The following is a 26,193-nucleotide window of genomic DNA, read 5'->3' on the forward strand; positions in this document are numbered from 1 at the left end:
ACAAATGCGGCCTTCATGCCAACTGGCATAAGATGACTGGGTGATCTCGCGCCTGCTCATTGCCCTGCTGCGCTTCTACAAGCGCTTCATCAGCCCCCTGCTGGGGCCTCGCTGCCGTTTCGTGCCGAGCTGTTCTGAATACGCGATGGACGCCATCTCGCGGCACGGCCCGCTGCGCGGAAGCTGGCTGGCTGCGCGCCGGCTGGGCCGCTGCCACCCGTTCCATCCCGGCGGCTTCGACCCCGTGCCCGAGTCCCCCAACGTCCCCTCTTGCCGTTGCACAGGAAAACACTGACATGTCCTCCACCCTCATCACCAACGCCCGCATGGTCAATGAAGGCCGCACCTTCGACGGCGACCTGCGCATCGAGAACGGCCGCATCGCGCAGATCGGCAACGGGTTGGCGCCGCGCGACGGCGAGCAGGTGGTGGACGCAGCCGGACGCTGGTTGCTTCCGGGCATGATCGACGACCAGGTGCACTTCCGCGAACCGGGCCTGACCCACAAGGGCGACATCGCCAGCGAATCGGCGGCTGCGGTGGCCGGTGGCCTGACCAGCTTCATGGACATGCCCAACACCAATCCGCCGACACTGGATTCGACCATCCTGGAAGCCAAGTACGAACTGGCGCGCGGCCGCGCCTGGGCCAACTACGGCTTCTACCACGGCGCCAGCAATGACAACCTGGACGCCATCCGTGCCCTGGACCCGAAGAAGGCCCCGGGCGTGAAGGTGTTCATGGGTGCTTCGACCGGCAACATGCTGGTCGACAACCCGGAAACGCTGGACGCGATCTTCCGCGAATGCCCGACCCCGATCATCACGCACTGCGAAGACACGCCGATGATCGATGCCAACCTGAAGGCCTTCCAGGAGAAGTACGGCGATGCGCTGACCCCGGACATGCACCCGGACATCCGCTCGCGCGAGGCCTGCATCAAGTCGACCCGCCTGGCGATGTCGCTGGCGCGCAAGCACGGCACCCGCCTGCATGTGCTGCATATCTCCACCGCCGACGAGTTGGCGCTGTTCGAGAAGGGCCCGCTGATCCGCGCCGACGGCAGCCGCAAGCAGATCACCGCCGAAACCTGCGTGCACTTCCTGCACTTCGCGCGCCCGGACTATGCGACCAAGGGCAACCTGATCAAGTGCAACCCGGCGATCAAGGAAGTGTCCGACCGCGAGGCGATCACCGCCGCGCTGGCCGACGACGTGCTGGACGTGCTGGCCACCGACCACGCGCCGCACACCTGGGAAGAGAAGCAGAAGCCCTACGCACAGGCGCCGTCGGGCCTGCCGCTGGTGCAGTACGCGCTGGTGGCCGCGCTGGAACGGGTGCACGAAGGCAAGCTGACCCGCGAGCAGGTGGTGCAGAAGTTCGCGCATGCGCCGGCACAGCTGTTCGACGTGGAAGAACGTGGCTTCCTGCGCGAGGGTTACTTCGCCGACCTGGTGCTGGTCGAGGACGTGCCGTTCACGGTCAAGCGCGAGGACGTGCTGTCCAAGTGCGGCTGGTCGCCGTTTGAAGGCACGACCTTCCGTTCGCGCGTGGCCTCCACCTGGGTCAATGGCCAACTGGTGTGGGACGGCAGCAAACTGGTGGGCGAGCCGGCCGGCCAGCGCATGACCTACGACCGCTGATGCGCTCCGCACTTCTGATCGGGGCGCTGCTGCTGGCCGCACCCCTGTTCACCGCACCGTCGGCGCAGGCACAGGACGGCATCGGCAGCCTGATCGACAGCCGGGTGGTGTTCCCGGCCAGCGCATCGCAGGGCGCACTGGTGATCGGCAAGGTACCTGCCGGCAGCCGCGCGCAGTACGCCGGCCGCCAACTGCGGGTGAGCGGCTATGGCAGCGTGGTGTTCGGCATCGGCCGCGACGAGAAGGGTCCGCTGCACGTGCAGGTGCAACGCCCTGATGGTGGCAGCGAGACCGCGACCATTGCGGTGACCCCGCGCGACTGGCCCACCGAGCGGGTCAACGGCGTGCCGCCGAAGACGGTCAACCCGCCGCCGGCGATTGCCGAGCGGATCAAGCGCGAACAAGCACAGGTGACCGCCGCGCGTGCCCGTGATGACGACCGTACCGACTTCACCCAGACCTTCATCTGGCCGGTGCAGGGCCGCATCAGCGGCCGCTTCGGCAACGCACGCGTGTACAACGGACAGCCCGGCGCAGGTCATTCCGGCATGGACATCGCGGTACCGACCGGCACGCCGGTGAAGGCGCCGGCGGCCGGCATCGTCACCTTCGCCGGCCCCGACCTCTACCTGACCGGCGGCACGCTGCTGCTCGACCACGGTTTCGGTGTCAGCTCCAACTTCCTGCACCTGTCGCGCATCGACGTAAAAGTTGGCGACCGTGTGGAACAGGGCCAGGTGATCGCTGCGGTCGGCGCCACCGGTCGTGCCACCGGCCCGCACCTGCACTGGGGCATGAACTGGTTCGATACCCGTATCGATCCGCTGCTGGTGCTGGAGCGCAAGTAACGGTCGTGCCGGCCGCTGGCCGGCAACCCCATGATCTTCGCGGCGAATCTGGATGCCGGCCGGCGGCCGGCGCTACCGTGATGTTTCGACGCATGGAAACAAGGAACGTTGCATGCCCGCTACGGGTGATATCCACGTCGTCCACAACGCACGCCTGGGCGCCTACGTGGCCTACCAGCTCACCCACCAGAATACGGAGGACGGCAGCTTCGCCGTCCTTGCACTGGACTGGGTGGGCAGTGCCCTGCCGGATGCCGCCGCCGTTGCAGCCATGCAACCTGCCCGCTTCAGCCCGTTCCGTGCGGCGCCCGCGATCCTGCACCGCTGGGTAGGCAAACGCGTCCCGCGCGATTTCCGGCAGGCAGGCTGGCGCGAGCCGCTGATCGCCGATCATCCGAGGGCTTACGGCAGCTGGCCGGATGGCGCCGAATGGGTCGGGCAACGCAAGTGGGATGCGCTGGATACCGATGCCGTGCGCGCCTTCCACGCCGCGATGTCCGCGCCGCAAGACCAGAGCGTGGTACTGGAAAGCGATGCCTTTCCGGTGCGGCGCTGCACCCGCCAACTGGACAGCGCGACCCTGAACCGTGCGCCGTCACTGGCTGTATTCGATGCCCTGCCGCTGCTCACGCAGCTGGAGATCGGCACACCGGTGCCGGGCCTGCTGCCGTGGCTGCGCACACGGCCGTTGATCCATACCTTGCAGATCAGTGGCCTGCAGGAGACCGACGTCGATGTGCGAGAAACCAGGCTCCTGCAGATGACGATCGATGTCACCGGCCTGCGCTCGCTCCACCTCAACCCGCAGCTGGATCGCCTGACGCTGATCGGCAGCATCGATCCCGCGCTGATCATCCACGCCGAGGACGAGGGCCGCTGGCTGACCCTCATCAGTACCGATCCGCTGCTGCCAGGCCTGGGCCTGGCGCAGCTCGGTGAGCTGCAGCTGCGGGAGGTACGCGAACTCGACGCCGCACGCATCGCCCAGCAGTTCCCGCAACTGCAATCACTCGCGATCAACGGCGCCCCCTGCCTGCTGCATCAGCTGCAGTGCCTCGGCGATCTGCAGCAGCTGCACACCCTCAGCGGCAGCGATCTCTTTCCGCCTGCTGGTTCGGTGTTTCCGGCACCGGAATGCTGGCCGCGCTTGTGCCGGCTGTGGCTGCACAGCTTACCGGCCGATCTTGGCACCGCCATCAGGAAGGCCTACAAGGGCGAGGTGGCAAAAGGCCTGGATCTGGATGTGGGCCAGCTGCGCAAGCCCGAATGGCTGGCCGCAAATCTCGACAACCCCTTCCGCGACTGGGAGGGAAGCACGCACATCAGCACTGCGCAGGCGAAGAAGGCAACCACGCTGTATCGCAAAGCCTGTACGGATGCATTGAAGCTGGCCACCGATGACCGCGCTGCTGCAGAACTGACCGCAGCGCTGGCGCAGATCGGCCGCAACTACACCGAAGGCTTCAACGCACTGGACCGCCGCAGCGGCTTTATCGAAACCGAAGAGCGCGAGCAGATCTACATGGCGTGGATGGGCATCGTCGATGCAGTGGAAGCGGCGCGCGCACCGGGCAGTACGCCGCTGCAGCGCGACGTACTGCGCGAAGCAATGAACGAGGTCAGGACGTTCTGAGGCGCCCTGGAAGGGTAGCGCCGGCCGCCGGCCGGCAACCCCATGAATCCTGCATCACCCTGGCTGTCGGCCAGCGGCCGGCAGCCAGGGCAATCGATCAGCCGCGCGCAGCCCACCACACACGCAGCAGGGTGCGTACCGGCGTGGCTTCGATCGGCTTGCCTGCCGCCTGCGCGGCAACGCGTGCACGCGCCAGGCTGGACCACACGCGGCGCGGCCGCGGGCCGGGCACGCGGCTGCCCCAGCCCTTCAACAGATGCTGCGCCCAGCGCTGTGCGGCCGTGCTGGCATCACCGTCCAGCAGGCTGCGCGGCACACCGGCTACGCCGGCATCCTGCAGGCGCTGGGCCAGGGTCTGCAGCTGCACCGCACGACCGGCGCCAGTGCGCGGCTTGTCCGCGAACAGGGCTGCCTCCACCGCAGCCACGGCTTCAGCGTAGTTCGCCAGCGCGCGCTCGGCGCCGGCCGCATCCAGCGCGACGGTACGCGCTTCAACCAGATCGGGCAGCGCTTCGGCCAGTTGCGCCCACGGCGCACGCACCGGCTCCAGCAGGCGGCCCAGCGGGTGGCGCGAACGATGCGCGGCCCAGCTGCGCAGCTCCTCGCCCCACCACGCCAGCTTGGCGTCGGCCGGCAACGGGTCGCCGCTGGTGTTGAGCATGTCGTCGAATTCCTGCAGCAGCGCGAACCACGCCACCGCAAGCTCGCGTTGCGATTCGGCCACGAACGGGGCGGCCACCGACCATTCCGGCCAACGGCTGCGCCACTTGTCGAGGAAACTGTCCAGCGCGGTACTGCTCACTACGTGATTCCTTACGGCTGGGCCGGGGCTGCCGGCCGGGTCGGCCAGAGACTGGCCAGTTGCAGAAGTGCGGCGTTCTCGACCAGCACGTCGGCCTGCCAGGCCAGCGGATCGTCGCTGTGCAGGCGATAGCCCCACAACGCCGCCACCGACGGCATGGCCGCGGCACGCGCGGCGATGATGTCGCGCTCGTCGTCACCCACGTACACGCAGTCTTCGGCGGCAATGCCGATCGCCTGCGCGGCGTGCAGCAACGGCAGCGGATGCGGCTTGCGTTCGGCCAGGCTGTCACCACCCACCAGTACCGCACAGCGCTGCTGCCAGCCGTGCTGCGGCAGGATCAAGCGCGCCAGATATTCAGGCTTGTTGGTGACAATGCCCCACACCGTACCGGCATCGTCCAACGCGGCGAGCATGCCGGCCACGCCATCAAACAGCACTGCGTGCTGGCCGATCAATGCTTCGTAGCGCTGCAGGAATTCCGGGATCAGCGCGTCACGTGCGGCAACGTCCAGTTCCGGGAACGCAGCCGAGACCATCGCCCGCGAGCCCTTCGACACCACCGGGCGCAGCGCGGCCGGATCGATGGGTGCGCGTCCACGCTCGGCCAGCATCGCGTCGCAGGTGGCGACGAAGTCCGGCGCGCTGTCCAGCAGGGTGCCGTCCAGATCGAACAGCACCGCGCGCGGGAAGCGGGCCGCGGTCATGCCGGCTTGACCGCGTAGGCCAGGTAGTTGATGTCGGTACGGCTGCTCAGGCGGGCCTGGTTGCGCCACGGCTCGTAGGCCATGCCGCTGACATCCACCAGCTGCATGTCGGCCTCGCGCAGCCAGCGCGCCAGCTCGGCAGGCTTGATGAATTCCTGGTAGTGGTGCGTGCCCTTGGGCAGCAGCCGCGCCACGTACTCGGCGCCGACGATCGCCACCGCGAAGGCGGCGGCGGTGCGGTTGATGGTCGACAGGAACAGGTGGCCGCCCGGCTTCAGCAGGCGCTTGCAGGCCTCGATGATCGCGCCCGGGTCGGGCACGTGCTCGAGCATTTCCATGCAGGTGACCACATCGAAGCTGCCCGGCTGCTCGGCGGCCAGATCTTCGGCAGCCTGCACCCGGTAATCGACCTTGGCGCCGCTTTCCAGCGCATGCAGGCGCGCGACCTTGACCAGTTCCGGGGCCAGGTCGATGGCGGTGACGTCAGCACCGGCCTGGGCCAGCGCTTCACTCAACAGGCCGCCACCACAACCGATGTCGAGCACGCGCGCACCGCGCAGCGGCACGCGATCGGCCACGTACTGCAGGCGCACCGGGTTCAGCGCATGCAGCGGCTTCTGCGGGCCGTCAGCGTCCCACCAGCGGTTGGCCAGCGCGGCGAACTTGTCCAGCTCGGCCTGATCGAAATTGGAGGAAGCGTGGGGGGCAGTCATGAGGGGTCCTTGCGGCGCCGGGGTTCAGGCGCGGATATGACGGATGCGCTCGCGCCACTGGCGCGCGTTGGCGATGATGCCCGGCAGGTCCATGCCGACCAGCTCGCGCTGCACCAGCTTCGGCTTGCCGGCAATCCAAACGTCGCTGACCTGCTGGCGGCCGGTGGCGTACACCAGCTGCGACAGGACGTTGTGCAGCGGCTGGGTTTCCAGTGCGGACAGGTCGACGCAGACCAGATCGGCCTGCTTGCCGACTTCGATGGAACCGATGCGGTCGCCGAAGCCCAGTGCGCGGGCGCCACCCAGGGTGGAGGCGCGCAGCGTGGTCGCCGCATCGAGCGCGGTCGCATCGTCGGCCACGGCCTTGGCCAGGATCGCCGCGGTGCGGTTCTCGCTGAACATGTCCAGGTCGTTGTTGCTGGCGCAACCATCGGTGCCGATCGCCAGGTTCACGCCGGCGCGCTGCAGGGCGCAGGCCGGGCAGAAACCGGAGGCCAGCTTCAGGTTCGATTCCGGGCAGTGCACCACGCTGACGCCACGTTCGGCGCACAGGTGGATTTCCGCATCGGTCAGCTGGGTCATGTGCACCGCGATCAGGCGGTCGTTGACCAGGCCGAGCCGATCCAGCCGCGCCAGCGGGCGCTGGCCGTGCAGCTTGATCGAATCGTTGATCTCCTGCGCGGTCTCGTGGGTGTGCAGGTGCACCTGCATGTCGAGCTGGTCGGACAGCATCCGCACCCGCTCGAAGTTGGCATCGTTGACCGTGTAGGGCGCATGCGGCGCGAACGCGGTGCCGATCAGCGGATCGGTGCGCCACTGGTCGTGCAGTTCACCGGCCTTGGCGAAGTATTCGTCATCGGTCTTGGCCCAGGCGGTGGGGAAATCGATGATGACCGCGCCCACCAGCGCGCGGAAACCGTGCTTCTTGTAGACCGCGGCCTGCACGTCGCCGAAGAAGTAGTTCTCGTTGGCACAGGTGGTACCGCCGCGCAGCATCTCGGCGATGGCCAGAGTGGTGCCGTCGGCAACGAATTCGGGGCCGATCACCGCCGCTTCCACCGGCCAGATGTGCTGCTGCAGCCAGGTCATCAGCGGCAGGTCGTCGGCGACGCCGCGCAGCAGCGTCATCGGGTTGTGCGTGTGCGCATTGACCAGGCCCGGCATCAGGGCAGCCTCGGGGCGGCTCACCACCTGGGTGGCGCGGAACCGCGCGCGCGCCTCGGCACGCGGCAGGATGGCCACGATTTCACTGCCACGCACGGCAACGGCATGGTCTTCCAGCACCACCGCGTGCGGCTCGATCGGAACGACGTAACCGGCTTCGATGAGCAGGTCGCAGGCTTCGGGGAGGTGCGGGCTATCGCTCATGCGGGCTCACTGGCTGTGGGGCGAGATACTTCTGGGGGACACGCCCCTGAGTCAGGGGCTGCCGCGAAGCGGCGGGGTCTGGAGACTCGTGAAGCGGGGCCCATGATCTGCCGAAGCAGATCATGGGAGCGCCAGCGCGAATGCGATGGCGCGTACCCGGCCACCGGCCGGCACTACCATGATCCGGCTGCGCCGGATTACTTGACGCGTGCGGAGTATTCGCCCGAACGGGTGTCGACACGAATCACTTCTTCCTGGTTCACGAACAGCGGCACGCGGACCACGGCGCCGGTTTCCAGGGTGGCCGGCTTGCCGCCGCCGCCCGAGGTGTCGCCACGGACGCCCGGATCGGTTTCGGTGATCTTCAGTTCAACGAAGTTCGGCGGCTGCACGAAGATCGGCTCACCGTTCCACAGGGTGACCACGCAGGACTCTTCGCCCTTCAGCCACTTCTCGGCGCCGCCCATGCCGGCCTTGGTGGCCTGGACCTGCTCGAAGGATTCCGGGTCCATGAAGTGCCAGTACTCGCCGTCGCTGTACATGAAGTTCATGTCGGTATCGACGACGTCGGCTGCATCCAGCGAGTCGGTCGACTTCATGGTGACTTCCTGGGTACGGCCGTCCTTGATCAGGCGGTACTTCACGCGGGTGAAGGCCTGGCCCTTGCCCGGCTTGACGTATTCGGTGTCGATGATGACGGCCGGTTGGTTGTTGACCAGGATCTTCATCCCGTTCTTGACGTCGTTCATGCCGTAGCTGGCCATGCGTAAACTCCTGAGTGGCAAAAACGCCGCGGGTGCGGCGAGCCGTTAGAATGGAAAGCCCACCGGATGCCGGTGGGCGACTGTTTTTCTGCCCCCATGATAACCGCAGGCCCCCTCTCCATGCAGCTTTCCGCCTTCCCACGGCCCCAGTCGCCAGGTGCGCCCGCGCGCTGGCAGCAGCTCTGGCGCCAGGCGCTGCGCGACCCGCACGCCCTGCTGGCCCGGCTGCAGCTGGACCCGGCCGCGCTGGGTGTCTCGGAGGCGGCCATGGCCCAGTTCGCGCTGCGCGTGCCGGAGGGCTTCGTGGCCCGCATGCGCCCCGGCGATGCGGCCGACCCGCTGCTGCGCCAGGTGCTGCCGATCGACGAGGAAATGCACCCGGCGCCCGGGTTCAGCTTCGATGCGGTGGGCGATGGCGCCGCCAAGAAGGCCACCGGCGTCATCCAGAAGTACCGTGGCCGCGCCCTGCTGGTCGCCACCGGCAGCTGCGCGATCAACTGCCGCTACTGTTTCCGCCGCCACTTCGACTATGGCGCGGAGAACGCCGCCAAGGGCGGCTGGCAGGAGGCCGTAGCCGCCATCGCCGCCGACCCGGACATCGACGAGGTGATCCTGTCCGGCGGTGACCCGCTGTCGCTGGCCACGCACAAGCTGGTGGAACTGACCGACGCCCTGCGCCAGATACCGCACATCCGCCGCCTGCGCATCCATACCCGGCTGCCGATCGTGCTGCCGGAGCGCGTGGACGATGAACTGGTCTCCTGGCTGGGCAGCCTGCCCTGGCCGCTGGCGATCGTGGTCCACGCCAATCACGCCAATGAATTCGACGCCAGCGTGGACGCAGCGATGGCCCGCCTGCGCGGTACCGGCGCCCAGCTGCTGAACCAGGCGGTGTTGCTGCGCGGGGTCAACGACAGCGTGCAGGCCCTGCAGGACCTGAGCGAGCGCAGCTTTGCTGCTGGCGTGCTGCCCTATTACCTGCACCAGCTGGACCGGGTCGAGGGCGTGGCCCACTTCGAAGTGGACGACACCCAGGCCAAGGCGCTGATTGCCGGCCTGACCGCACGCCTGTCCGGCTACCTGATCCCCAAGCTGGTGCGCGAACTGCCCGGCGACCCGAGCAAGCGCCCGCTGTAACAAAAAAAGGGGACGGAGGGAATTAAGTCGCTTATGCATTTGCGACTTAATTCCCTCCGTCCCCTTTCTTGGGGTCAGACGCCCGATTCGATCATCCGCACCACTTCGGTGGCGGTCACCGGGTGGCTCAGCCAGTAGCCCTGGCCAAGGTCGCAGCCGCGCTGCGCCAGCAGCTCGAACTGTGCCTGCTGCTCGATGCCCTCGGCCACCACGGTGATGCCCAGCGCGTGGGCCATGGCGATGATCGCCGTGGTCAGCGCAAGGTCGTCGGGATCGCGCTGCATGTCGGCAACGAAGCTCTTGTCGATCTTCACGCCGTCCACGGGCACCTGGCGCAGATGACTGAGCCCGGAGAAGCCCGTACCGAAATCGTCCAGCCACACCTTCACGCCGGTGCGGTGCAGCTTGTCCAGCAGCTGCGCGGCAACCATCTCGTCGCCGATCACGGCGGTTTCGGTCAGCTCCAGGTGCAGGCGCGACGCCGGCAGCCCGGACTCATGCAGGCACTGCGCGACCAGTGCCGGCAGTTCGCCGCCACGCAGCTGCCGCGGTGACACGTTGACCGACACGAACAGATCATCGCCCGCTGCCCCGCGCGGCCACTGCGAAGCCTCCATGCAGGCCGCACGCAGCACCTTCGGGCCGATGATCTCGATCAGGCCACTCTGCTCGGCCACCTCGATGAACACTGAGGGCGGGATCGTGCCCAGGGTCGGATGCTGCCAGCGCAGCAGTACTTCAACACCGACCATGCGGCGGTCGCGCATGCGGAAGATCGGCTGGTAGGCCAGGCGCAGCTCACCGCGCTCCCAGGCGCCGCGCAGCTCCTGTTCCATATGCACGCGACGCTCGACCGCATGGTCCATCGCCCGGCTGTAATAGCGATAGCAGTTCTTGCCGGCCATCTTCGCCTGGTACATGGCGATGTCGCCGTTCTTCAGCAGCGTGGTCGCATCGGCAGCATCGTCGGGGAACAGGGTCACGCCGATCGAGGTACCCAGGAACAGTTCCCTGCCCTGCACCACCAGCGGCTTGCCCAGCTCGCGCACCAGCACTTCGGCCAGCAGCCGCGCATTGGCCGCCACGTCGCCATCTCCGACCAGGATCACGAACTCGTCGCCGCCGAAGCGGGCCAGCAGGGCTTCATCGCCCCCGGCCTCGGTGACCGCGCGGCCGATACGCTGGGCGAACTGCAGCAATGCCTCATCGCCGGCCTCGTGGCCAAGGGTGTCATTGACCCGCTTGAAATCGTCGATATCGGCGAACAGCAGGCCCAGCCGGTGGTTGGCGGCACGGGCCGCCATCAACCGATGATCAAGCGCCTCGCGGAATGCCAGCCGGTTGGTCAGCCCGGTCAGCGCGTCGGTATAGGCCATGCGCCGCACTTCGCGGTCATGGCGTGCGATCGCATCGCGCATCCGGGCGAAACCGCGGACCAGTTCGCCGACCTCGTCGTCGCGGGTGTTCTCGGCCAAGGGTGTCTGGTAGTCACCGGCCTCGATGCGGCGGGCGGCGACGGCAAGATCACGGATCGGCGCGACCAGGGTGCGCTGCACGTACAGGATCACCACCACGCCGATCACCACCAGCAGGCCCAGCATCAGCAGCAGCCAGCCCAGGTGACGGCTGCCAACCTGCTGCAGGCGCTCGCCCAGGGTGGCGTTGGCCGCCTGCTCGCGCTGCTGCACCTCATCCAGCGCCATGCCGACCCGGACGCCGCCAATGCGCTGGTTGCCGATCATGATCGGCATGGCGTTGTCGAGCACCTTCGGCGATTCCTGCACGACCAGCATCTGCGCGGCCGCGGCCTTGGGTGCCAGTGGATCGGCCATCGGCTGACCGAATCCAGACACCTCGACCGAGCCATCGTGTACCAGCCGGCCGCGTTCATCGAACACCAGTACATAGCGCACCACGGGCTGGCGCGCGGTACTGCGCACCAGTACGCCCACCTGGTCCAGGTCACGGTAGTACAACGGGTTGGCCAGCGCGTCGGACAGCTCACGCGCCATCGCCTCGCCGCGACTGCGCACGCTGCGGTCGAACAATTCATGGATGACGCCGCCGCTGAGGTTGCGCACCTCGCCCTGCATCGCGGCCTGCCGCCCCAACAACACCGCAAGGATCGCGATCACCACGACCATCGCCCCGCCCATCGCGAGCAGGAACCGGGCCTGCATCCCCGAGCCAAGCCACTTCATTCCACTTCCATCCGCACGCGCGTCAATCCTTGTTTCAATTCATCCAACCGCTGCTGCGCATGCGCATCGACGCGGTGGAACCCGGAAGTGCCAAAAAATCGATGCAGCGCCCCCTGTGCCTGCGGGTCGCTGGCTGCCTGCAGCAGTACTTCCTGCAGGCGATCGCGCACGCGTGGATCAAGGTCGGCGCGGACCATCTCCACCGCACGCGGGTAGGGCTCGGTGCGCAGCAGCTCGCGGAAGTCGCGCCGGAACGCTGCCGGCATCCGCCGCTCGTCGTTCCAGTCCACGCTGCTCACCGCCCCCACGTCAACCACCCCCTTGTGCACGAACGTCGCGATGTTCAGCTCGCTGCGTGCAAATACGTAACCCACACTGTCCCGGCCCGGCATGTCCCATGCTCCGGCCAGGATCTGGGGCGACAGGCCCTCCTGCAGCAACGTCATCACCGGCACCAGATAGGCACTGGTGGACGCCGTGTTCTGCAGGGCCAGGCGATGGCCCCGCAGATCCTGCACGCGCTGGATCGGGCTGTCGCGGCGCACGAAGAACACCGTCTGGTAATCCCGCACGCCGTTGCGCTCGGTCAGCAGCAGTGGACGGGCGCCACTGCGCTGGCCCAGCGCCACCGCCGTACCGGAGGTTTCCGTGACCCAGTCGACCCTGCCCCGCCGCAGATAGCTGGCCATCTGCTGCGGGTCGCGTGCCATCAGGATCCTCCCCTCCTTGATGCCAACGTCGTGCATGCGCGCCACCACGTAGTCCAGCAATGGTTGCAGCTGCTCGTAATGGGCCTTGGGATCATCGCTGATCCGGCCCAACACCAGCACCGGGTCCGGTGCTGCACGCACCGTCCCGGCCAGCAGGACCATGGCCAGGCTCAGCAGTCCCCCCTGCATTGCCTTTCGCAGACCCGACACAGGCTTCATCCCCCCTGGGTATCCGGACAGACTACCCGAAAAAATGAGAACGTCGTCAGCTGTCCTTGCCGCCTGCCTGGGCCAGTCGCGCCATGCGCTGGGTGTCGGCGAGGATGCCGCGCAGCAGGCGCACTTCCTGCTCGCTCGGCTCACTGCGCAGGAACAGGCGGCGCAGCTTGCGCATCGCCGATTCCGGGGCGCGGCCCTTGTGGAAATCGATCTCGTCCAGTGTGTCAGCCAGCTGGGCGAAGAAGCTCTCCATCTGCTCGTGGCTGGCCGCCTGTTCGCGGAAGCCGGGCTCGGCATCGGTGGCCGGCTGCGCGCCCAGCAGCTGCATGCGCGTTTCATAGGCCAGCACCTGCACGGCGGCAGCCAGGTTGAGCGAGCTGAACTCAGGGTCGGACGGGATGTGCACCGCTGCATGGCAGAGCTGCAGTTCCTCGTTGGTCAGGCCGGTGCGCTCACGGCCGAACACCAGCGCCACCTCGGCGCCCTCGCCGGCCTTGGCCACCGCGCGGGCAGCGGCATCGGCGGGCAGGTATTCCTCCAGCTGGACGCGGCGGGCACGTGCAGTGCAGCCCAGCACCAAGCGGCAGTCGGCCACGGCTTCGGCCAGGGTGGCCACCACCGGGGCGTCACCGAGTACGTCTTCGGCACCGGCCGAGCGGCGGAAGGCCTCCTCGTCCAGTGGCTTTTCGGGGGCAACCAGCACCAGGCGGGCCAGGCCCATGGTCTTCAGGGCGCGGGCGGCGGCGCCCATGTTGCCGGGGTGCTGGGTACCGACCAGGACGAATCGGAGGCGGGTGGCGGCAGGAAACTGGGACATGAACAGGGAAAAGGTCGAGCTGGACGATGACCAATGGTAAACTGTGCGGCCGGCCACTGCGCCGGACCCGCTCTTTTCCCCCGCCAGTCCATCTCTTCTGCCTTTCCGGGAGCCCACGCCATGCAGAAACCCGCCGTAACCGTCATGGTCAAGGCCGCCCGCCTCGCCGGCAACGTCCTGTTGCGCAACATCAACAAGCTCGAGGCACTGAACGTGGTGCAGAAGGGCCGGATGGACTACGCCAGCGAAGTGGATGCGGACGCGGAAAAGGTCATCGTCAAGGAACTCAAGCGCGCCTACCCCGAATACGGTGTATTCGGCGAGGAAGGCGGCGTGCAGGGCGAGCGTCGCCACATGTGGGTCATCGACCCGCTGGACGGCACCAGCAACTACCTGCGCGGCGTGCCGCACTACTGCGTGTCGATCGCCCTGGTCGAGAATGGCGAGCCGACCGATGCGGTCATCTTCGACCCGCTGCGCAATGAACTGTTCACCGCCAGCCGTGGCGCCGGCGCCGTGCTGAACGACCGCCGCATCCGCGTGGCCGAACGCAAGGATCTGGAAGGCACCATGATCCACACCGGCTTCGCGCCGCGTGAGCGCAACCGCGCCAGCGCCCAGCTGAAGGCGGTCGACGCCCTGCTGGTACACGGCGAAGACATCCGCCGCACCGGCTCGGCGGCACTGGACCTGGCCTACGTGGCCTGCGGCCGCGCCGACGCCTACTTCGAAGCTGGCGTGAAGGCGTGGGACATCGCTGCCGGCCTGCTGCTGGTCCGCGAGGCCGGTGGCAAGGTCTGCGACTTCAAGGGCGCCACCTTGGGCCGCATGGACAACCGCGGTCCGGAGACCCACCAGATCGTGGCCGGCAACCTGAAGGTGGCCGAGTCGCTGCAGAAGGTACTGGTCAACACCGGTTACGCGGCGGAGTTCGACGCGAAGTTCTGATCTGCGCGTAGACGCGGTTCATGGAGACGGCACCTGCGAAGGTGCCGTTTTCGTATCCGCGGTGATCGTGCTTGTCACTTTCTTTGCTCGTGCACCACGCTGCAGGAGCAGCGTGGAACGGCGTAGCCGGCCCGTAGGGTGGCGCACACGGATGTGCGCCATCAAGAAAGTAACCAAAGAAACGCGCCGCCAGGTCGCGAGCCGATGCTGTGCATCGGTACCCTGCGCTCCTCGGTCCGTCGAGGGACGGTGCGGGAACTCGCTGCGCTCAGACACCCGCACCTCTTCGCCCTCGCCGGACCTGCGGTGCTCGGCTCGCTCAAGGCGGACCCAAGGTCAAATGCCACAGCTGCACCCAGTAGATCCACGCCATGCGTGGATGCTGTTGCCGTTGATCTTGACTTTCCAGTCCGCCTTGAGCGAGCCGAGCATCGCAGGGGAATCAGGGGCGAAGAGGTGCCGATGTCTGAGCGCAGCGAGTTCGGCACCGCCCCCTGATTCACCGAGAAGCGCAGGGGACCGGCGCGTAGCGACGGCTCGCGGCTAGCGGAGCGTTTCTTTGGTTACTTTCTTTGCGCGCAAAGAAAGTGACACCTCCCCGCAGGCGCGGAAACGATCCGGTGCCACCCATGCGTGCGCGCGCAAACAAAAACGCCCGGCGCGAGGCCAGGCGTTCCTGCACTGCCTTGGAAGCGGAGGCTTACGCCACCGTCGACGCCCGCAGCGCGGCGATGCGCTCTTCCAGCGGCGGGTGGCTCATGAACAGCTTCTTCGCGGTCGAACCGGCAATACCGAACGCCGCGATCTGCGTCGGCAGCGTGCTCTGGCCGTGGTTGAGCTGCAGGCGCTCCAGCGCGGCGATCATCTTCTGGCGGCCGGCCAGCGAGGCACCGCCTGCGTCGGCGCGGAACTCGCGATGGCGCGAGAACCACATCGAGATCATGGTGGCGAACAGGCCGAACACCATCTCCAGCACGAACACGATGATGTAGTAGGCGAAGCCGCGGCCGCCACCTTCGCGGTTGCCCGACAGTGCGCTGTCGATGATGCCGCCGACCACGCGGGCCAGCACGATCACGAAGGTGTTCAGCACACCCTGCAGCAGGGCCATGGTGATCATGTCACCGTTAGCGACGTGGGCGATCTCGTGGCCCAGCACCGCTTCGGCCTCGTCTTCGCTCATGTTGTGCAGCAGGCCGGTGGACACCGCGACCAGCGCGTTGTTGCGGTTGGCACCGGTGGCGAAGGCATTGATCTCCGGACCTTCATACACGGCCACTTCGGGCATGCCGATGCCGGCCGCCTTGGCCTGGCGCTCGACGGTAGCCAGCAGCCAGCGCTCGGTCTGGTTGCGCGGCTCGGTGATGACCACCGCACCGGTGGAGCGCTTGGCCATCCACTTGGACAGCAGCAGCGAGATGAAGGAGCCACCGAAACCGAAGATGCCGGCCATGATCAGCAGGCCGCTCATCTTGCTGGGGTCGGTTCCCAACAGCGACATCACGATGCTGGCCAGGATCAGCACGGCAAAGTTCGTGGCCAGGAAGAGGGCAATACGGGTGAACATGGGAAATTCCGGCTCGGAAGGGGTCGATATCGATCAATTTGCGGTGCGGTCAGCTTGAATTCAAGCGCCAACCTGACCGACGATTCAGCCAGCATGACCTCCCACATTCCCTGCGGCCGTTTCGCCCCTTCGCCGACCGGCCTGCTCCACCCCGGATCCCTGCTCGCCGCCTTCGGCAGCTGGCTGCTCGCCCGCCATCACGGCGGCCTGTGGCGGCTGCGCGTCGAAGACGTCGACCCGCCGCGCACCGTGCCCGGTGCGGCGGAATCACAGCTGCAGGCGCTGGCCGCGTTCGGCCTGGTCCACGATGGCCCGGTACTCTGGCAGAGCACGCGCGGCGAGGCCTACCAGGCCGCGCTGGATGAACTGCTCGCCAGCGACCAGGCCTTTGTCTGCCACTGCAGCCGCAGCGACCTTGCCGCCGGCGGCGGCATCCATCATCGCTGCGTCGCCCGGCAACCACGACCGGACCCGGCCGTCCGCTTCCGCGTGCCGCCCGGCAGCCTTGTGCACTTCGACGATGGCCTGCGCGGCCCGCAGCAGCAGGACGTGCATGCCGAGGTCGGCGACTTCGTGCTGCGCCGCGCCGATGGCTGCTGGGCCTACCAGCTGGCGGTGGTGGTCGATGACGCCGCGCAGGGGGTGACCGAAGTGGCGCGCGGGGCCGACCTGCTCGACTCCACCGCACGGCAGATCCTGCTGCAGCAGGCGTTGGGCCTGGCGGTGCCGCGCTACTGGCACCTGCCGCTGCTGCTGGATACACCGGGCCACAAGCTGTCCAAGTCACTGGCGGCGCTGCCGGTGGACAGCGCACGTCCGCTGCCGGTGCTGCGCCAGCTCTGGCAGCTGCTCGGCCAAGCCCCTGAGGCGCTGGCGCAGGCACACGATCTGGACGCGCTGCTGGCCACCGCTCGACAGGCCTTCGACCCGGCGCGGTTGCCGCGTAGCGACATCCTGTTGCCGGCCGGCGCACTTTCCGCGCCGATGTTGCAGAATCACCCTTCCCCCACCTGATACCCGGACAGCATTCCATGACATCTCGCGTCGCACTGGTCACCGGCGGAACCGGCGGCATCGGTACCGCCATCTGCCAACGCCTGGCCGACCAGGGCCACCGGGTCGCCACCAATTACCGCGACGAAGCCAAGGCCCGGGCCTGGCTGCAGGCGATGACCGAACGCGGCTACAACGTGTCGATCTTCCCGGGTGATGTCTCCGATCCGGACAGCGCCGAGGCAATGGTGCGCGCGGTCGAGGCCGAGCTCGGCCCGGTCGAGATCCTGGTCAACAACGCCGGCATCACCCGCGACACCACCTTCCACCGAATGCGCGCGGACCAGTGGCACGATGTGATCAACACCAATCTCAATTCGGTGTTCAACGTCACCCGTCCGGTCATCGAGGGCATGCGCCGCCGCGGCTGGGGCCGGGTCATCCAGATCAGCTCGATCAACGGCCTGAAGGGCCAGTACGGTCAGGCCAACTACGCGGCGGCCAAGGCCGGCATGCACGGCTTCACCATCTCGCTGGCCCGCGAGAACGCCGGTTTTGGCATCACCGTCAACACGATTTCGCCCGGCTACGTCGCTACCGACATGGTGATGGCGGTGCCGGAGGAGGTGCGTGCCAAGATCATCGCCGACATCCCCACCGGACGCCTGGGCAAGCCGGAGGAAATCGCCTACGGCGTCTCGTTCCTGGTCGCCGATGAAGCCTCGTGGATCACCGGTAGCAACCTGGACATCAACGGCGGCCACCATATGGGTTGGTAAGCCGCGCAGCGGGCCATCGCGGCGAACGCCGCCGGCCCCTGCCAAGAGTCATGCTGCGCAGCACGCAAACCCTTGTTGCGCAACATGATCGCCGCCGAAAGCCAAGCCTGGCGGGGGCTGAGGCGGTTGCAACGGCTGCTGCACTGCGCCATGCTGCGCGTCTACTGTGACGAGTACCGCTTCATGGCTGCGACCCGCATCATCAAGAAGTATCCGAACCGCCGTCTCTACGACACCGAGATCTCCAGCTACATCACCATCGAGGACGTGCGCCAGCTGATCCTGGACGGTGAAGACTTCGAAGTCCGCGACGCCAAGAGCGGCGACGACCTCACGCGATCGGTCCTGCTGCAGATCATCGCCGACCAGGAACAGGACGGCGAACCGATGCTGTCCACCCAGCTGCTGAGCCAGCTGATCCGCTTCTACGGCGACTCCCTGCAGGGCTTCATGGGCAACTACCTGGAGCGCAGCATGCAGGTCTTCCTCGACCAGCAGCAGCAGTTCCGCCAGCAGATGGGCAACCTGCTGGGGCAGACCCCGTGGGCGATGATGAACCAGCTGACCGAGCGCAACCTGGAGCTGTGGCAGGAATTCCAGCGCAACATGGGCACGGGCTTCGGTGGCCCGCGTCCGGGCGGCACCGGAACGGGAACCGGCGCAGGTACCGGCAACAAGCCGAACGAACCGGGCACCGGCACCGGCGGCAAGACCCGCCGCTGAGCTGCTGCAACGGCTGATACGAAAACGGCGCGCCCCTGGCGCGCCGTTTTGTTTGGCATCGCGCCAACGATACGTCAGCGTTTCGCCTTGCACCCCGTGCATACGCGCTCGACCTTGTAACCCTTCGCCTTCAGCTTCTCGACCACGCCGTCGTTGCCCAGCAGGTGCAGCGTGCCCACCACCACCAGCGTACCGCCCTGCCCGGCCTGCAGGTACGGCAGCAGCTTCGGCACCCAGGCGTCATTGCGGCCGGTATTGATGCGCTGATACAGCTGCGGATACTGCTGGCGCATTTCCGCCGCCATCCGGGTCCACAGCACGCGCTCGTCACCGCGGCGCCAGGCGTCGTGCAGCTGGCGTGCCTGCTCGTCGGCCTTGCCGGCCTGGTCCAGCGCTTCGGCCAGCATCTGCCGCTGTTCCTGCAGCGTCATTCCGTCGAGCATGCCGATCTGGGTGTCGATGTCTTCCAGTCCCGCAGTCTTGCGCCCGGTCTTCTGCGCACGCTCCATGAAGTGACGGTCCAGGCCCAGTGCCGGGTCCAGGCCCAGCTTCTGCATCTGCCCGACCGAAATGCTCAGGCCGACAAACCACGGCTTCATCCCCTGCATCTGCGCCAGCGGCAGCTTGTTTTCGGTGGCGAACACCTGCAGCTTCTGCCAGGTCGCAGCATCCAGATCGCGCTTGAGCTCGCTGCCATCGGTGCGCACCGCCGCCTGCACCATGCGGCTGGCCAGCTGTGGTGACTGCATGTCTTCCGGCGACAGTTCGAACACGACCCGCTGCGAGGCCTCGAACGCCTGTTCAACATCGGGCGACAACGGGTAATCCTGCGGCTTCAGCAGATGGAAGGAACCGAGCAGGTAGAGGCGCGAGTCACCCGGGCCGGTCACTTTCCACAGCAACGGCACCGGCGGCTTGGCCGCCGCTGCGCCAGCGGTATCGGCTTGCACGGTACGCGCGGCAACCAGCGGTGCCAGCGCACAGGCCGCCAACAGAACGGTGGCACGCAACAGGGATCTGATCGGCATATCAGCCTTCTCCTTCAGGCAGGTGGTAGGCCTTCTCGCCCGCTTCCACGCGCAGGTCCAACCGGTTTTCCGGCGGCGCCAGCGGACAGGTCGCATAGGCGGTGAATGCACACGGCGGGTTGTAGGCATGGTTGAAATCGATGCGCACGGTGCCATCGGCAGCGGGTGCATCGGTATCCAGATAGCGACCGGCCGGATAGCTGCCGCGGCCGCTGGTGCGATCGGCAAAGATCAGGAACAGCGGCTGCCCCGGCGCACCGATCGCCTCCAACCGCCAGCTGCGGCCATCGCGCTGGAACTCGACCGCGCCGGCATTGGGCATTTCGGTGGTCAGGCCGGTGATGTCGACGATGGGCAGGGTCTTGCCCGGCGGGTGCGCGATGAAGCGCGCCTGCACCTGCCAGTCCGGGCCGCCCGGCCAGTACTCCAGGCCACCGAAATCGCGACGTGCCGGCGCATCGGCGTGCTTGACCCGCAGCGCATCGCGCGGACCGCGGCGGATGATGCTGAGCTGGCCTTTGCCGCCATCGAAAGCCAGCAGCGTCGGCTGCGCATCCTTGTCGGTGTCGATGCGGATGCGGCCGCGCACCGGCTGGCCATCATGGCTGACATCCACACCGGCTTCGGGCGTGAACCACCATTGGCTGCCTTCACGGCGCAGCAGGCCCAGCTTGTCCGGCCCAACCGCCAGGCGGATGCCATTGGTCGCGCCGCTGCCGACGAAGTGGGATTTGTTCTGCAGCCAGTGCAGGCCGACCAGCGCGGTCCAGCCATCGGGCCGGGTCAGGCCCTGATAGCGTGCCACCCGCCACTGCTGCTGCTCGGCGGCATAGGACGGATCCTCCGCGGCCGAGGCCGGTGCCGGCGGCGTCGCCGGGCTGCAGGCGGCCAACACCAAAGCGGCCAGCAGGCCGCCCATTCCCCGATAACGCATCGATGCTCCCCTCAACGTCCGCGCAGGAACCAGCGGTCGATCTCCGCCAGCGAAAAACGGGCCCAGGTCGGTCGGCCGTGGTTGCACTGGCCGGACCGCTCGGTGATTTCCATGTCGCGCAGCAGCGCGTTCATTTCCGGCACGGTCAGGCGCCGGTTGGCGCGCACCGCCCCATGGCAGGCCATGGTCGACAGCAGTTCGTCGCGTGCACTGGCCACGCGCCGGCTCTGGCCGTGTTCGCGCAGGTCGGTCAGCACATCGCGCAGCAGGCCTTCCGGTTCGGCATGCGCCAGCAGCGCCGGAATGCTGCGCACGTGCAGCGCACCGGGACCGGCACGGGTCACTTCGAAGCCGAGTGCGGCCAGGGTTTCACTTTCATTCTCGGCGGTGTCGGCTTCGCGCTCGCCCACTGCGAGCGTGATCGGCACCAGCAGCGGCTGCGACTGCAGGCCGATGCCATCGTGCGCGTTCTTCAGCCGCTCGTAACCGATGCGTTCGTGTGCCGCATGCATGTCGACCACGATCAGGCCTTCGGCGTTCTCGGCCAGGATGTAGATGCCATGCAGCTGCGCGATCGCGTAGCCCAGCGGTGGCACGCCAGCGTCGGCACTGGTGACCGGCAGCCCGTTCTCGGTCGGCATCGGCGGCAGCGCAGCACCGCGTTCGGCGCCGGCCGGTGCGGCATACAGCGCGGCATAGGCCGCCGGTGCATCGGCCACCTGCAATCCCAGCGGTTGCTGCGGGCGCCAACCCGAGAATCCACCACCGCCACCACTCGAACCGGCACCCGGTGCGGCACCGCGTACCAGACCGAAACCGGAGGCACCTGCACTGGAGAGCATCGGTGCCGCGCCTGCATCCACCGGATGCGCGGAGCCGGCGCCGATGTCCTGCACCGACATGCCGGCGCGGGTATCGGCCAGCGCATCCTTCAGCGTGCGGTAGACAAAATCATGCACCAGCCGCGAGTCGCGGAAGCGCACCTCGTGCTTGGCCGGGTGCACGTTGACGTCGACGCGGGTCGGGTCAAGCTCCAGGAACAGCACGTAGGCCGGTTGGCGGCCGTGATACAGCACATCACCATAGGCCATCTTCACCGCATGGGCGACGCTGCGGTCGCGCACCGAGCGGCCGTTGACGTACAGGTACTGCTGGTCGGCGCTGGCGCGCGAATAATGCGGCTGCGCGATCCAGCCGTGCAGGCGCAGGCCGGCACCGCTGTGGTCGACGCGAACGGCCTGGTTGGCGAAATCCTCGCCCAGCGTTTCGGCCAATCGCGCATCGGAATACAGATCGCCCGGCTTGTAGCGACGCGAGGCCTTGCCGTTGTGCGAGACGCGCAGTTCGACATCCGGCCGCGCCAGCGCCAGCGAACGCAGCCATTCTTCGATATGGCCCAGCTCGGTGCGCTCGGCGCGCAGGAACTTGCGCCGCGCCGGTACGTTGTAGAACAGCTCGCGCACTTCCACCGTGGTGCCCGGCGCATGCGCGCGCGGCGTCACTTCGCCGATCTTGCCGCCTTCGATCTGCAGCGCCGAACCGTGTTCGTCATGTGCGCGACGCGAGGACAGGGTGAAGCGGCTGACCGAGGCGATCGACGGCAGCGCTTCACCCCGGAAACCGAGCGTGGCCACCGATTCAAGATCGTCCAGATCGGCGATCTTGCTGGTGGCGTGGCGCGATACCGCCAGCGGCAGCTGTTCCGGCGCGATGCCACTGCCGTTGTCGCGGATGCGGATCAGGCGGACACCGCCCTCCTCAAGATCGATATCAACGCGGCTGGCGCCGGCATCGATCGCGTTCTCGACCAGCTCCTTGACCACCGACGCGGGACGTTCGACCACTTCGCCAGCGGCGATCTGGTTGATGAGGATCTCCGGCAACGGCCGGATCGGGCGCGGATGGGTAGCAGACGTCATGCGGGGATGATAACGGAGCGGCCGAGGGTAGAGTCGAGCCATGCTCGACTGACGGGCTACCGGGAAGGCCCAGTCGAGCGCCGCTCGACTCTACAGAAAGCAGTAACCCGCCTTCGGCGGGTTACTTGCTGCCGCCGGCCATGGTGCCGGCGGCGTCGATCTCGGCCTGGGCCCGGGCGGCATACAACGTGCCCGGCGGCGGCTGACGGCTGAAGAACGTGTGCACACCGTCCAGTACCGCACCGGCGATCTTGCGCTGGTAGGCTGGGTCGATCAGGCGGCGTTCTTCATCCGGATTGGAAATGAACGCGGTTTCCACCAGCATCGCCGGCATGTCCGAAGTACGCAGCACCGCGAAGTTGGCGCGCTCGATGTTCGGCTTGTGGTTGTTGCCGATCCGCTTCAGGCCGCCCAGCACATGGCCGGCCGCGTCCTCGGACGCCTTCATGTAGCCGCTCTGGGCCAGATCCAGCAGCACGTTGGCGAGCGTGCCTTCGGTCTGCTGCAGGCGCACGCCACCGACCAGGTCGGCCGCGTTTTCCTTGTCCGCCAGCCAGCGGGCGCGCTGCGAAGAGGCTCCCTTGGTCGACAGCACGTACACCGACGAGCCCGTGGCCGAACGGTTTTCCGCCGCGTCGGCATGGATCGAAATGAAGATGTCGGCCTTGTTCGCACGCGCCTTCTGCGCGCGCATCGGCAGCGGAATGAACACGTCGCTGTCGCGGGTCAGGTAGGCCTTCAGGCCCGGCGTCGCGTTGACCTGGCGGGCCAGCTCACGCGCTACGGCCAGGGTCACATCCTTCTCGCGCTTGCCGGTCGGGCCGATCGCACCGGGGTCCTGGCCGCCGTGGCCCGGATCGATGGCCACCACCAGGTGGCGCATGCCAGCCTGCATGCGGATGCGCGAGGCATCGCTGGGCATGGCCGGACGCGGTGGCACCACCGTGGTCGGAACCGGTGCAGGCGCTGTGGCCGGCGGCGTGGTTACCACGGCGGCGGTACGCTGGCCGGCAAGGATCGCAGCCGGCGATGCGGACGGCGTACTGCTGGCAGCCGTGCCCGCTGCCGCGACCTGGGCCGGTGCAGTGGACGGGGCCGGGGTCGGAGTAGCCGGTGTGGCAGCGGCGGCGCTGGCCTGCTGCTGTACCTGCGCGGTCAACAGCGCGGTGGCGCGCGCGGCGTCGTTGCGCGACTGCGCGCTCTCGGCCGGCGTCGGTGCGGGCGTGTTGACCGGTGCCTGCGGCTGCACCGCCGGCGTCGCTGGCGGGCGGCTGGCGGCCACGGCCGGGCCATCGCCCGGCCATTCGATCACCAGCTTGGATTCATTGCCTTCGCGCTGCATCTGTGGGCGGAACGGCGCCACCGATTCAGCAAGGTCGAAAACGACACGGAAGGTCCCCGGCACCGGCTGTCCGGTACGCACCGCCGTGACCACGCCCTGCGCGGCCGGCATTTTCAGGTTGCGTATGGCGCTGGAGTCCGGGAAATCGACCACCAGGCGGTTCGGTCCGGCCAGCGACAAGGTCTTGTAACCGCCACTGCCGACCAGCGAGATCTCGGCACGGGTGCCGGTGGCGCCGGTATTCAGCAGGACCTGACGGACTTCACCGGCCCACGCACTGACGCTCGCCAGACTCAGTCCGACGGCGGCACAGATGGCAATGAGACGGTTCCCCGGGCGCATGGCTCAGGATTCAATCACCGCGCTGAACGGAATGCAACACCTTTTTCCTTAATAATCCGTAACCTGCCGGTGTTTGTTCTCGTCAGCCGACAGAAATGGCCTGCAAGTCGCCCCCTTGGGGGAGCCGTTCCAGCCATTCATGTCCGACGTCGCTGGCTCCAGTGAGACGGACGCGACGCCCCTGCCCCTCGATCTCCAGCGCCACCACCAGGTCGGTCGGCGGCAGCGCGCCAGCGCCGCGTTCCGGCCATTCCACCAGCCACAACACCGCGCTGCCCTCGTCCAGCCCGAGAAAATCGAGCTCGCCGGCCTGGCCGATCCGGTACAGATCCAGATGCCAGGCCTCGCCACCGCTGGCCAGCGGATAGCGCTCGACCAGGGTGTAGGTCGGGCTGCGGATCGCCCCCTGCACGCCCAGTGCGCGCAGCAGTGCGCGGGCGGTGGTGGATTTGCCGGCGCCCAGGTCGCCGCGCAGTTCGACCAGCGCCTGCGGCGGTCGGGTGGCGGCCAGCCACTGCCCGAGCAGTTCAGTGGCAGCGCTGTCGGCAAGGAAGAAATCGATCATCGGGAAAGTTCCGGGTTGGCCAGTCGCCGCAGCGGCGACAGCAGATCAGTTGGAAGCAGGCCGCGCGCGCCGTCGGCGGCAGCGACGTCGCCGGCAAGCGCATGCAGCAGCGCACCAGCGGCGGCGGCATCGAAGGCGGCCAGGCCTTGCCCACGCAGGCTGGCGATGATGCCTGTCAGCAGGTCTCCCATGCCACCCACGGCCATGCCGGGATTGCCAGCCGCGATCAGTCGTGGCCGTTGCCCCGGCGCTGCGACGATGCTGCCGGCGCCCTTTAGCACCACCACGGCGTGGAAGCGCTCGGCCAGTGCCTGCGCGCAGGTGAAGCGATCGGCCTGGATGTCAGACGTGCTGCAACCCAGCAGGCGCGCGGCCTCGCCCGGGTGTGGCGTAAGGATGGCGTCGGGCAGCGCGCGCGGATCCTGCGCCAGCAGGTTCAGTGCATCGGCATCGACCACCAGTGGCCTGGCGCTGGCCAGCACCCGCGCAAACAGTGCGCGCGCCCATTCGTCCTGGCCCAGACCGGGGCCGATCGCCACCACCCTGGCCTTGTCCAGCAGTGCCGGCAGCGCGTCACCATCTTCCAGTGCATGGGTCATGGCCTCGGGCAGCCGAGCCAGCAACGGGCCAACGTGGTCGCGGCGGGTGCCCAGGCTCAGCAATCCAGCACCCGCGCGCAACGCCGCTTCAGCCGCCATGGCGATGGCGCCGCCGCTGCCATGGTTGCCGCCGACGCACAGCACGTGCCCGGATTCGCCCTTGTGGGTATTGGTGCGGCGCGGCGGCAGCAGGGCTGGCAGGCGCACCTGCGTCCAGAGCTGCGCAGCGGGTGACACGCCCTGCCATGCGGCCGCGGGTAGCTGCAGCGGCGCCAGCGCCTTCCGCCCGCAATGGTCCAGCGCATCGCCGGTGTACAGCCCGCGATGCGGCACGATGAACTGCACGGTCAGCGCCGCCCTCACCGCCTCGCCCGGTACGGCGCCGCGGTCGGCATCCACGCCACTGGGGACGTCCAGCGCCAGAACCGGTGCCGCCTGCGCGTTGAGCGCGGCAATCAGCGTCCGCGCCACGCCCTCCGGCACGCGATCGAAGCCCAGCCCGAACAGGGCATCGACCCAGATATCGGCCTCGGGAAGCGCGCCGTCGAAATCGGTGATGGTGCCGCCGTCGGATGTGAATTCCGATGCTGCACGCTGTGCCAGCGCGGTTGACGGTGGCTTACCCGGCAAGGCGATCACCGTCACCTCACGTCCGGCCTGCAGCGCATGGCGGGCCAGCACATGGCCGTCGCCGCCGTTGTTGCCCGCACCAACCACCACGCCGATCCGCTGCGCCTGCGGCCAATGCTGCAGCAGGCACTGCCAGGCGGCTTGGCCGGCCTGCTCCATCAGGCCCCAACCACCCTCGGCGGCCAGCGCCGAGGCCTGCGCATCAAGCGCACGCGCGGCAGCGGAATCGAAAAGATCGGCAAGGTTGGCCATGCAGGGATTT

General features: G+C 67.7%; 24 protein-coding genes. 9 read left to right on the forward strand and 15 right to left on the reverse strand.

Features of this window, described 5'->3' with window-relative positions; genetic code table 11:
* Positions 1 to 40: 40 nt before the first annotated feature.
* From yidD to ACZK2R_RS15445, 4 genes are all read left to right on the forward strand, one after another.
* Entirely contained in the window at positions 41 to 295 is a 255-nt protein-coding gene (gene yidD / locus ACZK2R_RS15430; RefSeq protein ID WP_478487400.1) for a membrane protein insertion efficiency factor YidD, read from the forward strand.
* A 1-nt stretch (position 296) separates the two neighbouring features.
* Positions 297 to 1,643 (forward strand): dihydroorotase, encoded by a 1,347-nt coding sequence (locus tag ACZK2R_RS15435; RefSeq protein WP_010486624.1) that lies wholly within the window; start codon positions 297 to 299, stop codon positions 1,641 to 1,643.
* A complete protein-coding gene (locus tag ACZK2R_RS15440) occupies positions 1,643 to 2,491 on the forward strand; it encodes a M23 family metallopeptidase (RefSeq protein WP_180836676.1) in 849 nt (282 codons plus the stop codon). Before ACZK2R_RS15435 ends, ACZK2R_RS15440 begins: the two co-directional genes overlap by 1 nt.
* 112 nt (positions 2,492 to 2,603) lie before the next feature.
* On the forward strand, positions 2,604 to 4,124 hold the full coding sequence (locus tag ACZK2R_RS15445; RefSeq protein ID WP_125895509.1) for a gliding motility protein: 1,521 nt from the start codon (positions 2,604 to 2,606) through the stop codon (positions 4,122 to 4,124).
* Between the two features lie 97 nt (positions 4,125 to 4,221).
* On the opposite strand, the gene ACZK2R_RS15450 is transcribed toward ACZK2R_RS15445, so the two are convergent.
* The 5 genes from ACZK2R_RS15450 to efp all read right to left on the reverse strand — a co-directional run bounded on the left by ACZK2R_RS15450 (position 4,222) and on the right by efp (position 8,478).
* Complete coding sequence (locus ACZK2R_RS15450) at positions 4,222 to 4,926, reverse strand: squalene/phytoene synthase family protein (protein WP_049460737.1); 705 nt, start codon at positions 4,924 to 4,926, stop codon at positions 4,222 to 4,224.
* Positions 4,927 to 4,937: 11 nt separating this feature from the next.
* Complete coding sequence (locus tag ACZK2R_RS15455) at positions 4,938 to 5,633, reverse strand: phosphoglycolate phosphatase (protein WP_125895510.1); 696 nt, start codon at positions 5,631 to 5,633, stop codon at positions 4,938 to 4,940.
* Positions 5,630 to 6,346, reverse strand: a complete 717-nt coding sequence (ubiG, locus tag ACZK2R_RS15460; RefSeq protein WP_049401248.1) for a bifunctional 2-polyprenyl-6-hydroxyphenol methylase/3-demethylubiquinol 3-O-methyltransferase UbiG — start codon at positions 6,344 to 6,346, stop codon at positions 5,630 to 5,632. The genes ACZK2R_RS15455 and ubiG overlap by 4 nt, the downstream gene beginning before the upstream one ends.
* A 24-nt stretch (positions 6,347 to 6,370) precedes the next feature.
* Positions 6,371 to 7,714, reverse strand: coding sequence for a TRZ/ATZ family hydrolase (locus ACZK2R_RS15465; RefSeq protein ID WP_014037873.1), 1,344 nt, complete (start codon positions 7,712 to 7,714; stop codon positions 6,371 to 6,373).
* Positions 7,715 to 7,911: 197 nt separating this feature from the next.
* The gene (gene efp, locus ACZK2R_RS15470; RefSeq protein ID WP_014037874.1) at positions 7,912 to 8,478 is read right to left on the reverse strand and encodes an elongation factor P; all 567 of its coding nucleotides are present in this window, start codon (positions 8,476 to 8,478) and stop codon (positions 7,912 to 7,914) included.
* Positions 8,479 to 8,598: 120 nt separating this feature from the next.
* Here efp and epmB point away from each other — a divergent pair, with 120 nt between their 5' ends.
* A complete protein-coding gene (epmB, locus tag ACZK2R_RS15475; RefSeq protein ID WP_049401246.1) occupies positions 8,599 to 9,615 on the forward strand; it encodes an EF-P beta-lysylation protein EpmB in 1,017 nt (338 codons plus the stop codon).
* Between the two features lie 74 nt (positions 9,616 to 9,689).
* Here the strand turns inward: epmB and ACZK2R_RS15480 are convergent, their stop codons facing one another.
* The 3 genes from ACZK2R_RS15480 to ACZK2R_RS15490 all read right to left on the reverse strand — a co-directional run bounded on the left by ACZK2R_RS15480 (position 9,690) and on the right by ACZK2R_RS15490 (position 13,562).
* The gene (locus ACZK2R_RS15480) at positions 9,690 to 11,816 is read right to left on the reverse strand and encodes a putative bifunctional diguanylate cyclase/phosphodiesterase (RefSeq protein WP_049460742.1); all 2,127 of its coding nucleotides are present in this window, start codon (positions 11,814 to 11,816) and stop codon (positions 9,690 to 9,692) included.
* Positions 11,813 to 12,715 carry a phosphate/phosphite/phosphonate ABC transporter substrate-binding protein gene (locus ACZK2R_RS15485; protein ID WP_032952775.1) on the reverse strand — a complete coding sequence of 301 codons (903 nt, stop codon included), beginning with the start codon at positions 12,713 to 12,715 and terminating at the stop codon, positions 11,813 to 11,815. Before ACZK2R_RS15485 ends, ACZK2R_RS15480 begins: the two co-directional genes overlap by 4 nt.
* A gap of 76 nt (positions 12,716 to 12,791) precedes the next feature.
* Positions 12,792 to 13,562: an RNA methyltransferase gene (locus ACZK2R_RS15490; RefSeq protein WP_049401245.1), complete on the reverse strand. Its 771-nt coding sequence runs from the start codon at positions 13,560 to 13,562 to the stop codon at positions 12,792 to 12,794.
* A gap of 120 nt (positions 13,563 to 13,682) precedes the next feature.
* Here ACZK2R_RS15490 and ACZK2R_RS15495 point away from each other — a divergent pair, with 120 nt between their 5' ends.
* On the forward strand, positions 13,683 to 14,510 hold the full coding sequence (locus ACZK2R_RS15495; RefSeq protein WP_049401244.1) for an inositol monophosphatase family protein: 828 nt from the start codon (positions 13,683 to 13,685) through the stop codon (positions 14,508 to 14,510).
* A gap of 700 nt (positions 14,511 to 15,210) precedes the next feature.
* Here ACZK2R_RS15495 and htpX read toward each other — a convergent pair.
* The gene (gene htpX, locus ACZK2R_RS15500) at positions 15,211 to 16,077 is read right to left on the reverse strand and encodes a protease HtpX (RefSeq protein WP_049457138.1); all 867 of its coding nucleotides are present in this window, start codon (positions 16,075 to 16,077) and stop codon (positions 15,211 to 15,213) included.
* Between the two features lie 93 nt (positions 16,078 to 16,170).
* Here htpX and gluQRS point away from each other — a divergent pair, with 93 nt between their 5' ends.
* From gluQRS to phaR, 3 genes are all read left to right on the forward strand, one after another.
* Positions 16,171 to 17,091, forward strand: coding sequence for a tRNA glutamyl-Q(34) synthetase GluQRS (gene gluQRS / locus ACZK2R_RS15505; RefSeq protein ID WP_180836675.1), 921 nt, complete (start codon positions 16,171 to 16,173; stop codon positions 17,089 to 17,091).
* Positions 17,092 to 17,108: 17 nt separating this feature from the next.
* Positions 17,109 to 17,849, forward strand: a complete 741-nt coding sequence (gene phbB, locus ACZK2R_RS15510; protein ID WP_180836674.1) for a beta-ketoacyl-ACP reductase — start codon at positions 17,109 to 17,111, stop codon at positions 17,847 to 17,849.
* Between the two features lie 183 nt (positions 17,850 to 18,032).
* The gene (gene phaR, locus ACZK2R_RS15515) at positions 18,033 to 18,572 is read left to right on the forward strand and encodes a polyhydroxyalkanoate synthesis repressor PhaR (protein WP_032130258.1); all 540 of its coding nucleotides are present in this window, start codon (positions 18,033 to 18,035) and stop codon (positions 18,570 to 18,572) included.
* A 74-nt stretch (positions 18,573 to 18,646) separates the two neighbouring features.
* On the opposite strand, the gene ACZK2R_RS15520 is transcribed toward phaR, so the two are convergent.
* From ACZK2R_RS15520 to ACZK2R_RS15545, 6 genes are all read right to left on the reverse strand, one after another.
* Entirely contained in the window at positions 18,647 to 19,600 is a 954-nt protein-coding gene (locus ACZK2R_RS15520) for a TraB/GumN family protein (RefSeq protein WP_032130255.1), read from the reverse strand.
* Between the two features lies 1 nt (position 19,601).
* The gene (locus ACZK2R_RS15525; protein ID WP_125895515.1) at positions 19,602 to 20,534 is read right to left on the reverse strand and encodes a DUF1684 domain-containing protein; all 933 of its coding nucleotides are present in this window, start codon (positions 20,532 to 20,534) and stop codon (positions 19,602 to 19,604) included.
* A gap of 11 nt (positions 20,535 to 20,545) precedes the next feature.
* Entirely contained in the window at positions 20,546 to 22,453 is a 1,908-nt protein-coding gene (gene mutL, locus ACZK2R_RS15530) for a DNA mismatch repair endonuclease MutL (protein WP_121505054.1), read from the reverse strand.
* 121 nt (positions 22,454 to 22,574) lie between these two features.
* On the reverse strand, positions 22,575 to 24,137 hold the full coding sequence (locus tag ACZK2R_RS15535) for an N-acetylmuramoyl-L-alanine amidase (protein WP_032130507.1): 1,563 nt from the start codon (positions 24,135 to 24,137) through the stop codon (positions 22,575 to 22,577).
* A gap of 82 nt (positions 24,138 to 24,219) precedes the next feature.
* Positions 24,220 to 24,702 (reverse strand): tRNA (adenosine(37)-N6)-threonylcarbamoyltransferase complex ATPase subunit type 1 TsaE, encoded by a 483-nt coding sequence (gene tsaE, locus ACZK2R_RS15540; protein ID WP_049401237.1) that lies wholly within the window; start codon positions 24,700 to 24,702, stop codon positions 24,220 to 24,222.
* A complete protein-coding gene (locus ACZK2R_RS15545; protein WP_180836673.1) occupies positions 24,699 to 26,183 on the reverse strand; it encodes an NAD(P)H-hydrate dehydratase in 1,485 nt (494 codons plus the stop codon). The genes tsaE and ACZK2R_RS15545 overlap by 4 nt, the downstream gene beginning before the upstream one ends.
* Positions 26,184 to 26,193: the final 10 nt, after the last annotated feature.

The sequence above is a fragment of the Stenotrophomonas sp. 96582_Sma genome (genome assembly GCF_056480905.1).